The sequence below is a fragment of the Cupriavidus sp. OTU4054 genome, assembly GCF_038440175.1.
GTDB classification, from domain to species: Bacteria; Pseudomonadota; Gammaproteobacteria; order Burkholderiales; family Burkholderiaceae; genus Cupriavidus; species Cupriavidus pauculus_D.
Window position 1 is genome coordinate 1 of sequence record NZ_JASATF010000007.1, and the last position, 12879, is coordinate 12879.

The window sequence follows — 12879 nt, forward strand, 5'->3', positions numbered from 1 at the left end:
CCCCCGGGCGGGCGCCCCCCCCCGCGGCGCGAATGCCCTCCGGTTCCCTTCTCCTGGTAACCCACTGTATCGGCCTCCGGTCCGGATACATGCCATGACAGAACGCGTGCATTTCCGCTACGCGCTCGACACATTCATCGCCTCAAATACCTCCCGCACGCTTTCCGACTTTCATTGGTAACTGCTGGAGACAACCTGATGCGATTCATTCCTTTGCTCGCCACCGCGGCGGCACTGGTCATTCCCACACTCGGTCATGCCGCGACATCGGCGGCGCCCGTGCCGCCCGGCGCCACGAACATCGTGCTCGTGCACGACGCGTTCGTTGACGGTTCCGGCTGGCGCGTGGTGCACGATATCCTGATCCACAAAGGCTACAACGTCAGCGTCGTGCAACTGCCGCACGCCACGCTGGGCGAGGACATCACGCTCGTGCGCGAGCGGGTGAGCCTGCAACGCGGTCCCGTGGTGCTCGTAGGCCACGGCTACGGCGGCGAGGTCATTACCGAAGCCGGTGCGCGCGACAAGGTCAGGGCGCTGGTCTACGTGGCCGCGCTGCAGCCGGACGTGGGCGAGGGCATGGCCCAGCTCGTGGCATCGAAGCCCGGCGCGGGCGCCGCGTTCGCATCGACGCGCGACGGTCATCTGTCGATCGATCCGGCCGCCTTCCATGCGGACTACGCGGCCGACCTGACCACGAACCGCACGGACTTCATGGCCGCGTCGCAGGTGCCGATCACCACGGCCGCCTACAACGCGAACGTGTGGACGGCCGCATGGCGCGACAAGCCGAGCTACGGCATCGTCGCGACCGAAGATCGCATCGTGAGCCCGGATCTGCAGCGCTGGATGTACCAGCGCGCGGGCGCCCGGATCACCGAGATCAAGGCCAGCCACGCGGTACACGTTTCGCAGCCGGAAGCCGTCGCGCAGGTCATCGAAGACGCCGCGCGCGCCGCGAACTAACACCCCCTCGAACCACTTGTCCGAAACCAAGGAGTCCTGACATGTCCATCACCAAGACCACCCGCGCCACCCTCGCCACCGCCGCCGCGCTCGTCGCGCTGGCCTCGCTGTCCACCGTTGCCGCGCCGGCCCATGCCGCCGACAAGAAGGACGCGCCGGGCCGCTGCTATGGCGTCAATGCCTGCAAGGGCGAAAGCCTGTGCGCGACGGCGAGCAACGATTGCGCCGGCCTCAACGATTGCAAGGGAAAAGGCGTAGTCGTCAAGCCCGCCTCGACGTGCCTGAAGGAAGGCGGCACGCTGACGGAGCCGAAACAGAAGAAGTAAGGCGATTCGCAAGTTGTGTTAACGCCGGCACGCGGGCCGGCACCGAACTTCATCATGGGCGCTCATTCCTTATGAAGGGCGTTCATGAGAACTTCCAGAAGCATCGCGCGCGGACATCACTGTTCCGTCGCACTTGTCATGGTCCTGTTGCAGGGGTGCGGCGGGGACGACGGCCCATCCGCCAGCCATGCCGTCGCGCCGCCGTCGAGTCCGGCGCCGATTTCCGCAACCGCATTGACCGCGGTGCCCGAGGCCGTCGCCCTGAAGCTTGACACCATCGAGCCGACGGCGGGGCCGGAGGGCGCGTCCATCGCGCTGCGCGGCAACGGCTTTACGCGGGGGACCAGGGTCCGGTGGGGCGATACGTTGCTGCACACCGAGTTTCAGTCGGCCACCCAGATCGCCGTCACGCTGCCCGGCACGGCCACCGATGCCGACGTGACGCACGTCGTGGAAGCCGTTCGCGAGGATGGCGCCAGGGCGGTGTCCCCGGCTTCGCTGACGCTGGAGGCGCTGCCCGTGCGGGCGTCGCTCGAGAAGACCGACGCGCAGGCCGGCGAGATCGTACGGATTACCGGAAGCGGGCTGCACAGGGTCGTCCAGGTGGACATGAATGGCGACACGGCGAACGTCATCGACACCGCGAGCGATGGGTCATGGCTCGACGTCGAGGTGCCCGAAGGGGGGAGCGACGGCACCGTCGAACTGTGGGACGGGCAGAAGCGCAGCTATGCGGTCGGATACCTGAAGAAGACGGGCAGCGCGCCTCTGCCCGTGACGATCGAAGACGTGCAGATCGGCCAGACGCACCTTTACGCCGTTGGCCGCGGGCAGAAGCATCCGTACATGCGGTTCGTGGCCAACAAGCCGACCATGGTGAAGGTCCGGCTGAAGCCGGCCCCCGATGCGGCAAAGGCGTTGCCCACGGTGCGACTCATGGCTGCGAACAGCGCCCGCGGCGCGACCTGGTTCGACATGAAAGGCCCCGCCGAACTCGGCGCCGGCGCCGTGGCGCAGGACGATCTCGCCAACAGCTACACGCTGACGCTCGATCCCTCGTGGATGCAGCGCGGATTCCGGATTCGCGTCGAAGCGCACGACAAGCGCTCGCCGGCCAGCATCAGCCGCGTCTCCTACACGACCGGTGCCAGTGTTCCGCGGCGGACGTTCATGCGCGTGCATGTCGTGAACCTGGTGCCCGATGGCACCAAGCCTGCCGCCCCCAGCTTCGCGGTGCTGGAGCGCGCGCTGCGCGAGCAGTTCCCGCTGTCGGATGTCAGGCTCTTCAAGCATCCCAGGCAGGTCAGGCTCCGCGGCAAGCGGTTCCCGGGCAACGAGGAAGCGTGGCTGGATGCGCTGGAGCGAGAGCGTGTGGCGAGTCGCGGAGGATCCAGCGATTTCTTTGTCGGCTTCTCGCCGGTCATTGGAAGCGGGCTGGCCTATGCACCGGGCCGCGTATCGGTATTGCCCGCGACCTGGACCGGGGCAGACCCCGTCAGCAGCGTCATGTTGCATGAACTGGGCCACAACTTTGGGCGGGATCACACCTGGGAGGACCGCCGGTTTCCATACTGGCGCAATGGTGTCCGCGCGAAGAACGCGTTCCAGGAGGGCGCGCTTGCCGGCGGTCCATGGCGCTACTACGAGGGACGCATGTTCAGTCCCACGGCGTTCTCGGACATCATGTCGTACAACGAGCCGAGTTCCATTTCGGATTTCACCTACGCAAACATCCTCTCGCAGATGCCAAGCGATACCAGGCGGCGCGTGGGCACGGATCTGGCCGAAGCGGGAGCGGCGGGCGAGCCGTGCGACGGCTTGGGCTGTGGCGACGATGCGGCGATGTCTCTGCACGTGTCGGGTGTCCTGAAGGATGACGGCGCTACCGCGCAGCTGAATCCGGTGGTGGCGATTCCCGTGACGTCGGAGACGGTGGCATTGGAGGCGTCCGCGCCGCGCGGGCCCGCCGAACTCGAGGTACGCACCGCCGCCGGCACGTTCCGGTTCCCGCTGGAACTTGCCGTGATCGAACGCCGGGCATCCCCACCGGCAACGGTGTTCAGTGTCACCGTTCCCGCCATGCGCGGTATCGAATCGATCTACGTCGTTCGCGATGGGAAGCCCGTTGTCACGGCGCTGGCGACGCCGGACGCGGGCACCGACGCGTTCGCGCCGGACAAGGCGGCCGCCGGAGCCGTGCGTACGGGCTGGGGTAGCTATCGCATCGACGGACGCACGCTGAACCTGCGGTGGGATGCGCGGCGCTACCCCTGGCTCAGTGCGTGGGCGCGTGTCGAAGGCCGGACGGTACCGGTCGCGGTGGCGGAAAGCGGTGGGACGTTCGCGTCGGAGATCGATGCCAGCGCGACGGCGTTCATCGTCACGCTGAGCGATGGCCTCAACAGCGAGGTGCATCGCATCGCGCGATAGCATGCATCGGCTCCCTGCGCGCGGGGAGCCGTCGTTTCCCGTTACTGCTGCTGTTGCAGCCTCGCGAAGTTCTCCGCGCGAAGCTCCCGGTACAGCGCCTGACGGCGCTGGTATTCGGTGCCGAACACGAACGGCGAACCGTCGCCGCGGTTCAGGGCCGAGAGGCCGGACTTCACATAAGCGTCCAGATCGGCGTCGATATAGGCGCGCGAGGTGTTCTGCGCGGCATCGACGGGCGTGCTGGCTTGCGCCGTCACGGCAAACGCGGAGAAGAGCAGCGTGGCGGCGAGGGTGGAGAGGGCAAGGCGTTTCATGATCGGTTCCTTCAACAGGTTGTGTGCAGTAGGACGTCTGCGAGATGCCATCTATTCCATGCGTTGCGGCATCGCTTGCGTTGGGTTCCATTTGACTGCCAACCTGTATCGCCGGTATTTCTCGGAACGTATCGCCTTGTATGAAAATGTCGCCGGCGAGTGTGACGCTTACATTTCGATACATCGATGTCATATCATGTCGCCCGATCGCACTTCTCTACGGGAGACTTCATGAACGGCATCCGTGCATTCTTCATCGCCACCCTGGCCACCCCCTTGCTCGTGGCCTGCGCAAGCAGCGGGCCTTCGGCCATCGAAGCGCGCGATCCCAAGGTGATCCAGTCCAAGGCGAGCGTGAGCGACCTCGTGCTGTGCCTCAAGGGCTGGCTGAAGGAAGACGCCACGGTGATCGCGTATCCGGAACCGGGCAAGGTCGATATCCGCATCGCGGACGGCGGCCAGGCCGAGTCGAAGTACTTCCATGTGGTGAGCCTGCGGCAGGCGCGCGACGGTACGACCGTCGAGGTGCGCAGTGCCGACGAATGGCATCCGATGATGAGCACGGGTCGCGTGGTCGGCCGCGTGGAGGATTGCAAGCCCGGCACCGCGCGCTGAGTGGCATCGTAAAAACGCCAATTTACTCAATTAACCGCCAAGACGCGGCCGCGTCCGCATCACCGGGCCCGGCAGACTGCTCAGGTTTCCGCGAAAGTTGCCGATAGATCACGAATGCTCCTTATTCGATGATCGGCATGGTCGCTATCGCTTCCTCCCTCAGCGCGAGCCTGAATCAGACTGGCGCGGCCTCCGCCGCGCCGGCTGGCAGCCGGCCCGCCCCCGCCAGCAACGCCGCCCCGACGAACCGGAGCGGATCCGTGACGCTGGGTCAGACCGGCGCATCGCCGGTCTACACGCTTGCGCAACTCTCTCCCAGCTACGCATGGCAGCGCGCCTCGAGCGACGCGATTTCGTCCCATCTGGCGGGCAATGTCCTGACGACTTCGCTCGGCAGCCGGTTCGCCGGGCTCGGCGCGGCCATGCTCGAGCGATTCCGCACGGACGCAAGCGACTATTCGCAGTCGGTCATTGCCGTCGGGCCGAATGCAGCGGCCGGGGAGGCCAGTGGTACGAGCGACATTGGCGATTCGCGTTTTCAGGCGCCCGCTACCAACGAGGTGGGGCTGACGCTAAACCTTCGCAGCGGGGCGACGGTGACCGTCACGCTCGGCAGCGACCGGGACCGGCTGGCCGTGCGCGTGGCGGTCACGGACGGCACGCTGACCGCCGCGGACCGCGAGGCGCTGGCCGGCTTGTCCAGTGCGTTCCAGACCGCCCTCGACGCGCTCGGTGAAGTACCGCCACGCCTCGATCTCGGCAACCTGCTCGATACCGATCCCAAGGTGATCGCATCCGTGAACCTGCACGCGACGATCGACGCGGGTCAGAACAAGACCCAGTCGATCGACTTTGCCGCAGACGACCGGCAACGCACCGTCACGGTCCGGGGACCGGCCGGCGATATCGACGTCAAGGTCGATATGGCCAACGCCGCAACCCTCGGCAGCGCCGCGCAGCAGGCTTCCGCGATCCAGCACTACCTCAGGCAGTTCGATGCGGCGAAATCCCGCGGGCAGGCCGATCCGGCGCTGATGGCGATGTTCAAGGACGCCTTCGCGACCCTGCACGGCCATCGCGACGGCAGCGGTGCGTCCGACGCGGGAGGCATCCGCGCGGCCGGCTCGAACATTCAGCTGAGCGTGGCCGATCGCGGCATGATGACGGGTCTCGGCGATTTCGACGCGTCGATCACGCAGGCGGCCGTGGCCAGCAACCCGATGCGTTCGGACGAGGTCGATTCGTTCGCGTATCAGGCGTCGCAGCACACGCAGATCATGGGTAGCTCCAGCGACGATCGCAACGTGCAACAGCGTCAGACGTCGAAGCTTGACGCGAGTTTCCACCGTTCGCTGTTCAACGACACGCCGCTGATGCTGTCGGAGAGCCGCTACTCGCAGAACTACATCTACGAGCAGATTCACGACACGGCCAGCAGCGACATGCGGCTTGCCTATGCCGATGGCGCGCTCGTCGAGGCGACGGTCACGCAGGCCGCCGACCAGTCGCGCCGCGTGCAGAAGTACGAGCTCGGGCATCTGGAGTCGGACGTCACGGACCCCTCGTCGAAGTCGCGCACGTTCGATGTCCTCGGGATGATCCAGGAGGCGGTGCGCAACGACACCATGCACCGCGTGGACGACGATCTGCAGCGCGACGACATCCTGTCGCGCATGCATGACAGCGTGCTGCTGCGCGCGAGCGCCGCTCAGCTCGCGAGCTGACGGCGGTACTCGGGCACCAGCCCCTGCGGCCGGTAGATCAGCGCGAGAATCAGGCCCACGCCGATCAGCATCAGGCGCAGGGCCGCGAGCTGCGCCGGCGCGAGCCAGCCGATATGGTCGTTGAGAAAGCGCGTGCCCTCGAGCAGCAGGATCACCGTGAACGCGCTCAGGATCACGCCGCGGTTGCTGCCGCGCCCGCCGATGATCACGCCCATGAACGCATAGGCGGTGATGATCGGCCCGAACTGCGTGGGGTCGATGTACTGGTAGTAGCCGGCATGCAGCGCGCCGGCGACGCCCGTGATGGCCGCGCCGATGCCGAACAGCTTCACACGCAGCCACAGCACGTCCTTGCCCGCCGTCGCGGCGACGAGCGGGTCGTCGCGTAGCGCCCGCGCGGCACGCCCGAGCGGGGACCGGGCGATCGTCTCCAGCAAGCCGAAGCTCAGCAGCAGCGCCGCGAGGCAGAGCGCGAGAAACGCGCCATCGCCCGCGACCGGCCGGGCGATATTGGCAATGCCGAGGCTGCCGCGCGTGAGCCACTCCTCGTGGATGGCGACCAGCCGCAGGCATTCCGCAAAGCCGAGCGTGACGATCGCCAGATAGTCGTCGGCCAGCCGCAGCGAGATCAGGCTGGTGAGCGCGCCGGCGACGCCGGTCAGCGCGATGGCCGCGCCGAGCGCGAGCCACGGCGATGCGCCGCTGGCAGCGACCTGCGCATAGACATAGGCGGCCAGCATATAGAACCCGAACAGCCCGAAGTTGACCATGCCGGTCAGGCCCCATTGCAGGTTCAGCGCGAGCGCGGCGATGCCGGCGATGGACACCAGGACGAGGAGGGAAATCAGGTAGCTGGTCATTTGGCAAGGCGGGCGGTGCCGAAGATGCCCCAGGGGCGAATCAGCAGCAGAAGGGTCAGCACGGCGAAGGCGACGAGCGGACGGTAGTGCGGCGCGATGACGAGGGTCGAGAGCTCGGCGCTGACACCGAGCACGAGCGCGCCGGCCACCGCGGCCATGGGGTGCGCAATGCCGCCGAGGATGGCCGCCGCGAAGACCTGGATCACATAATTCCAGCCCATCTGCGGGTCGAGCGTCGAATCGAGTCCGATCAGCATGCCGGCGGTCGTGGCGAGCCCGCCCGCGATAAACCAGGTGGCGCCGATCACGCGATTCGCGACGATGCCGCGCGCGGCCGCGAGCGGAGCATTGTCGGCCACCGCGCGCATGGCGCGGCCCAGCGCGGTAAAGCGGAACACGCCCCACACCAGCGCAAGGCTTGCCACGCCGATGGCGACGATCAGCAGTTGTTCGTGATTCACGCGCAGGCCGGCAAGCCGCAGCGGCCGCGCGGGATCCACCGCGTAGCCCACCGGCGCGTTGCCGGCGACAAAGCGCACGAGGTTCTCCAGCACGAATGCGACGCCCATGCTGGCGACGAGCAGCGTCACGGGCGAGCGCTCGCGCAGCGGACGATAGACGAGCCGATCGACCAGCATGGCGAGGCCGCCGCCGAGCACGATGCCCGCGAGCGCCGCCGCCCACAGCGGCCAGCCGAGGCCCGCGTTGAAGGCGTAGATGGCATAGGCACCGGCGGTCAGCATCGCGCCGATCGCGAAATTGGCGAAGCGCAGCACGCTGAAGGTCAGGGCGAGCGCCAGCGCGGGCAGGGCGACGAGCAGGCCGGACACCACGCCGTTGAACAGGATTTGAAGCGTATCGATCATGTAGGCAGGGCGTGACCAAAGAACAATGCCGGCAGATCGGCGTCATGCAGCAGATGCGCGGCGCTCGCGCGGAGGCGGATCTCCCCATTGACGAGCACGACGCCATGGTCGGCCACGCGAAGGCCGAGCCGCACGTTCTGCTCGATCATCAGCAGCGTGATGCCGGTGGCGCGGATATCGGCGATGCGATCGAACAGCAGCGATGCATTGCGTGGCGAGAGGCCGGCGGAGGGTTCGTCGAGGACGAGCAGCGACGGGTTCTGCATCAGCGCCGAGGCCATCGCGGCCATCTGCCGCTGGCCGCCACTGAGGAGGCCCGCGGGCGTGGCGAGGCGGTCCGCGATTTCCGGGAACAGTGCGAGTACCTCGTCGCGCCGCGCGCGTTCCAGTGCGCGCGCATGGCGGCCGGCACGACCATGCAGTGCTTCCCAGCCGAGCCGCAGGTTGTCGGCGACGCTCAGATTCGGGAACACGTTCCGCTCCTGCGGCACATAGGCAAGGCCGAGCCGCGTGCGCGCGGGCGCGTCGCGCGTACCGATCTCGCGCTCGCCGAGCCCGATGCTCCCCGACATCAGCGGCACGAGGCCGACCACGCTCTTCAGCAGCGTCGATTTGCCCGACCCGTTGGGGCCGATCACGGTCAGCGCGCCGCCAGCGGGGATATCGAGCGACACGCCATGCACGATCGCCTTGCCGTGATAGCCGGCGGTGACGCCGTCGAGAATCAGGGGAGCGGTCATGCGGCAGCTCCGAACTCCGCGCCCAGATACGCGGCGCGGACGCGCGGGTCGTCGGTGACGGATGCAAAGGAGCCTTCGGCCAGCATCGCACCCTGTGCCAGCACCACGACGTGATCGCTCAGCGCCGCGATGAGGTCCATGTTGTGTTCGACCAGTGCAAAGGTCTTGCCCTCGTCGCGCAGATCGAGGATGAATTGGCCCAGCGATTCGACGAGCACGGGGTTCACGCCCGCGGCGGGTTCGTCGAGCAGCACGATATCGGGATCGGCCATCAGTGCGCGGCAGAGTTCCAGCAGTTTCTTCTGCCCGCCCGACAGCGCGCCGGCCGGCGCGTCGGCCAGCCGTTGCAGCCGGGCGCGTTCGAGCAGCGCCATCGCGCGATCGGTTGCCTCGCGCTCCGCCCGCCGCACGCGGCCACGCGCGAAGGCCAGCGGCCACAGGCGTTCGCCGGGATGATCGGGCGTGGCCAGCAGCAGGTTCTCGAGCACGGTCAGGCTGTCCAGCTCGCGCGCGAGCTGGAACGTGCGGGCGACGCCGCGACGCGCGCGGCGATGCACGGGCAGCGTGGTGATATCGTCGGCCCCCAGCAGCACGCGGCCGCTATCGGGCCGCTGCGTGCCCGCGAGCACGCTGAACAGCGTGGACTTGCCCGCGCCGTTGGGGCCGATGAGGCCAGTGATGCGGCCCGGCGCGAGTTGCAGCGAGACGCCGTCGAGCGCGACAAGGCCGCCGAACGATACGCGTACCGCGTCGGCGCGCAGCCCTCCGGCCGGCCAGGCGAGCGGGTCCGGCCTCACCGCAGTGTATCGACGAGCTGATTCGCGCCGTTGCGGATCACGAAATGCCCGTACTCGCGATTGAGCTGGTCGCCGGTCGGCGTGAAGCGGAACTGCGAACCGGCGCCGCTGTAGGCAATCGCCTGCTTCGCCCGCAGGGCCTTGAGCCCATCGACGGGGTTCTCCACGGCCGTGCCCGGACCGTTGACCACGGTCGGAATCGCCTTGGCGAAGACCTTCGGATCGGCGCTGCCCGCGCGCTCGATCGCCAATGCCAGCACCGAAATCTCGTCCCAGACGTTCGACGGGAAAATGGCCAGCGTACCCGGCGCGATGCCCGCTTCCTTCGCAAACGTGCGATAGGCGGTGGACGTGGCGGGCGGGATCGACTGGATATGGTGAATCCCTTCGGCCACCTGCTTGCCGACGTTCTTGATAAACGCGCCTTCCGCATCGGCCGACGACGAGTTCGCATACAGGCGCGTGTCGCTGAACCCGCCGCGGTAGACCTCGCGCGCGATCGCGGACAGGTCGGGCAGATAGCTGGGCACGAACACGGCATCGGGCTTGCGGCCGAAGACCTTCTCGACTTCCGCGCGATACGACGGCTGGTTGGGGTTGTAGTAGACGGTGTCGAGCACCTCGCCGCCGCCTTTCCTGAACGCATTGACGAACGGATCGACCATGCTCAGCGTAAACGGCGTCTGCAACACGAGCAGCGACGCCTTGCGCGCGCCATCCTTGAGCGCCGCGTGCGCGAACACCGCGCCCCAGTCGCTGCCCCGCGCCTGGAAACGCCAGACGAGGCCCTTGTTGTCGCCCTGCGTGACTTCGTCGCCGGAACCCGTCACGAGCAACGGAATACCGCGCTCGACGGTCAGCGGCTTGACGGCCATCGCTACCGCGCTGCTCCATACGCCGACGATCGCGCTTACTTTCGACACGTCCAGCAGCTTGCGCGCGGCCGCCACGCCGGCGGTCGGATTGCTTTCGTCGTCCTCGACGAGGATTTCGATCTTGCGGCCACCGAGCACGCCGCCCGCCTGCGAATTGATGAACTCCGCCGCCTTGCGGGCGGCATTCACCATGCCGGCGCCATAGGCACCGCCGCCGCCGCTCAGCGGGGCCAGGATGCCGATGCGGATGGGGCCGCTGTCCTGTGCAAAGGCAAGGGACGAGAACTGGGACAGGGAGGCGGCGGCCGTGCCGGCGCCGAGCGCGCGCAGCAGGGCCCGGCGCTGGGCCGAGGGAAGACGGGACATGGACGGTCTTTGAATCGCTGAAGGGCTTAGAGAGGATGCACGGCAGTGGCGTCTTCGCCGATCTGCAATGCCTGATTGAATCGATTGAAGAACCCGCACAAGGCGATGCGCAACGTCAGCTCGACGATCTGGGCTTCCGAGAAATGGGTACGCAGGCGCTCGAACACGTTGTCGCGGATGCGCTGCGGCTGCTGCGTGACGGCGATCGCATACTCGACCACGAGCTTGTCCGCCTCGGACAGTTCGGGGTGGTCCGCATAGTCGAGCAGGCGTCGCGCGCCGTCTTCGCTCACGCCTTCCACGGCCAGCCGCGGCGCGTGGTTGCGCACGCAATACTCGCAGTCGTTGAGCAGCGACACGACCACGATGGCGATCTCGATAAAGCGATGGGGCACTGCGTTGCGGGCCTTGAGCTCCAGTAGCATCTGCGGCAGATGATCGACGGCGGGACCGACGTGCGCGAGCACCGAGAACTGATCGGCAAAATGATGGCCATTGCCTGTGAAGGCCTCGAACAGCGCGCGGCGGCTGCTGTCGAACGTATCGGGGGACAACTCGGTAACGCGGGGCATGGGAACTCCGGAGAATCAGGAAGCAGGGTGTCGGAACGTCGCGCCGATATGCGGCGCCTGAAGCGTGGCGGAAGAGGGCCGGTCATCGGTGCCGGTGAGCTTCTCGCGCAGCGTGCCCGGCGCATACTCGGTCTTGTAGACGCCGCGCCGCTGCAATTCGGGCACGAGGTACGTGACGATGTCCTCGAACGTGCGCGGCATCTCGACCGACGCGAGGTTGAAGCCGTCGATGCCCGTTTCGTCCATCCACGCCTCGAGCGTGTCGGCCACCTGCCGCGCGTCGCCGACGGCCACACCGCCGCGCCCGCCGATACCGACGAACTCGACGGCATCGCGCACGGTCCACGTGCGGCTCGGGTCCAGCTTGCTGAACGACGCGAGCGCGGACTGTCCGGCGTTGGTATCGACATACTCGAGCGTGTCGTCGGGTGCGTAGCGGCTCAGGTCGATGCCCGTCCAGCCCGACAGCAGCGCCAGCGCGCCGTCGTAGCTCACGCGCGCGCGATAGGCGTCGTGGCGGGCCTTGGCGAGGGCTTCGGTCTCATCGACGATGGCCGTGAACATCGCGAAGATGCGCACCGACGCGGGATCGCGGCCGGCCTCGCGCAGCGCGTCGCGCAGCCGCTGCACCGTGCGCCGCAGACCCGCCGGCGTGGGCGCGCCCACGAAGATGCATTCGGCATGGCGCGCGGCAAAGCGCGTGCCGCGGTCGGAGCCGCCCGCCTGAAACAGCAACGGCGTGCGTTGCGGCGACGGCTCGCACTGGAATACGCCGTCGGTACGGAAGTGTTCGCCCGCGTGCCGCACGCGGTGAATGCGCGCGGGGTCCGCATAGACGCCGGTCTCGCGGTCGCGCACCACGGCGCCGTCTTCCCAGCCGCCTTCCCACAGCGCGTAGCAGACATCGAGGAATTCGTCGGCGCGGTCGTAGCGCGCATCGTGCGCGGCCAGCGCATCGAGGCCGAGGCTGCGCGCGCCACTGTCGAGGTACGACGTGACGATATTCCAGGCCACGCGGCCCTTGCTCAGATGGTCGAGCGTGTTCAGCCGCCGCGCCAGCAGATAGGGATGTTCGTAGGAAACGGACTGCGTGACGCCGAATCCGAGATGCGTGGTGGCGTGGGCCATGAGCGGGATAAGCGGCGCGGGGTCGTTCATCGGCACCTGCGCGGCGGTGCGCAGTGCCATCTCGGCCGAGCCGCCTGCTACGTCGTAGATACCCGTGATATCGCCGAGGAACAGGCTATCGAAGCGACCGCGCTCCAGCAGCCTTGCAAGCTCGACCCAGTGACCGGTGTCGAGATAGCCGGTTGACCGGTCGCTCTCCGCGGTCCACTGCCCGGGGGCGAGGTGGACCACGCAGTTCATCGTGAAGGCATTGAGGCGAATCTGGCGTGGCATACGGGAAAACACCGATAACGGCACGAA

At 67.5% G+C, this 12879-nt stretch carries 13 protein-coding genes; 5 read left to right on the forward strand and 8 right to left on the reverse strand.

Going from position 1 to position 12879, the window contains the following annotated elements; genetic code table 11:
* Nucleotides 1-198: 198 nt before the first annotated feature.
* The 3 genes from AAHB16_RS10585 (at nt 199) to AAHB16_RS10595 (ending at nt 3722) form a co-directional block, all read left to right on the forward strand.
* Nucleotides 199-966: an alpha/beta fold hydrolase gene (locus AAHB16_RS10585; protein ID WP_150377175.1), complete on the forward strand. Its 768-nt coding sequence runs from the start codon at nt 199-201 to the stop codon at nt 964-966.
* Nucleotides 967-1007: 41 nt separating this feature from the next.
* Entirely contained in the window at nt 1008-1292 is a 285-nt protein-coding gene (gene bufA2 / locus AAHB16_RS10590; RefSeq protein ID WP_150377176.1) for a BufA2 family periplasmic bufferin-type metallophore, read from the forward strand.
* Nucleotides 1293-1376: 84 nt separating this feature from the next.
* Nucleotides 1377-3722 carry an IPT/TIG domain-containing protein gene (locus tag AAHB16_RS10595; RefSeq protein WP_342050819.1) on the forward strand — a complete coding sequence of 782 codons (2346 nt, stop codon included), beginning with the start codon at nt 1377-1379 and terminating at the stop codon, nt 3720-3722.
* A 41-nt stretch (nt 3723-3763) separates the two neighbouring features.
* On the opposite strand, the gene AAHB16_RS10600 is transcribed toward AAHB16_RS10595, so the two are convergent.
* Nucleotides 3764-4036, reverse strand: a complete 273-nt coding sequence (locus AAHB16_RS10600; protein ID WP_150377178.1) for a hypothetical protein — start codon at nt 4034-4036, stop codon at nt 3764-3766.
* Between the two features lie 231 nt (nt 4037-4267).
* Between AAHB16_RS10600 and AAHB16_RS10605 the strand changes: the two genes are divergently transcribed.
* On the forward strand, nt 4268-4651 hold the full coding sequence (locus AAHB16_RS10605; protein WP_342050820.1) for a hypothetical protein: 384 nt from the start codon (nt 4268-4270) through the stop codon (nt 4649-4651).
* Between the two features lie 137 nt (nt 4652-4788).
* Nucleotides 4789-6375, forward strand: coding sequence for a hypothetical protein (locus AAHB16_RS10610; RefSeq protein WP_342050821.1), 1587 nt, complete (start codon nt 4789-4791; stop codon nt 6373-6375).
* Here AAHB16_RS10610 and AAHB16_RS10615 read toward each other — a convergent pair.
* Genes AAHB16_RS10615 through AAHB16_RS10645 form a run of 7 tightly spaced genes read right to left on the reverse strand, consistent with a single transcriptional unit; the run spans nt 6360 to nt 12852 of the window.
* A complete protein-coding gene (locus tag AAHB16_RS10615) occupies nt 6360-7235 on the reverse strand; it encodes a branched-chain amino acid ABC transporter permease (protein ID WP_150377181.1) in 876 nt (291 codons plus the stop codon). The genes AAHB16_RS10610 and AAHB16_RS10615 overlap by 16 nt on opposite strands.
* On the reverse strand, nt 7232-8101 hold the full coding sequence (locus AAHB16_RS10620; protein WP_150377182.1) for a branched-chain amino acid ABC transporter permease: 870 nt from the start codon (nt 8099-8101) through the stop codon (nt 7232-7234). The genes AAHB16_RS10615 and AAHB16_RS10620 overlap by 4 nt, the downstream gene beginning before the upstream one ends.
* Nucleotides 8098-8841: an ABC transporter ATP-binding protein gene (locus tag AAHB16_RS10625; RefSeq protein WP_342050822.1), complete on the reverse strand. Its 744-nt coding sequence runs from the start codon at nt 8839-8841 to the stop codon at nt 8098-8100. The genes AAHB16_RS10620 and AAHB16_RS10625 overlap by 4 nt, the downstream gene beginning before the upstream one ends.
* Entirely contained in the window at nt 8838-9638 is an 801-nt protein-coding gene (locus AAHB16_RS10630; RefSeq protein WP_150377184.1) for an ABC transporter ATP-binding protein, read from the reverse strand. The genes AAHB16_RS10625 and AAHB16_RS10630 overlap by 4 nt, the downstream gene beginning before the upstream one ends.
* Nucleotides 9635-10879: an ABC transporter substrate-binding protein gene (locus tag AAHB16_RS10635; protein ID WP_150377185.1), complete on the reverse strand. Its 1245-nt coding sequence runs from the start codon at nt 10877-10879 to the stop codon at nt 9635-9637. Before AAHB16_RS10635 ends, AAHB16_RS10630 begins: the two co-directional genes overlap by 4 nt.
* Nucleotides 10880-10905: 26 nt before the next feature.
* Complete coding sequence (locus tag AAHB16_RS10640; protein WP_150377186.1) at nt 10906-11451, reverse strand: carboxymuconolactone decarboxylase family protein; 546 nt, start codon at nt 11449-11451, stop codon at nt 10906-10908.
* A 15-nt stretch (nt 11452-11466) separates the two neighbouring features.
* The gene (locus AAHB16_RS10645) at nt 11467-12852 is read right to left on the reverse strand and encodes an LLM class flavin-dependent oxidoreductase (RefSeq protein WP_342050823.1); all 1386 of its coding nucleotides are present in this window, start codon (nt 12850-12852) and stop codon (nt 11467-11469) included.
* Nucleotides 12853-12879: the final 27 nt, after the last annotated feature.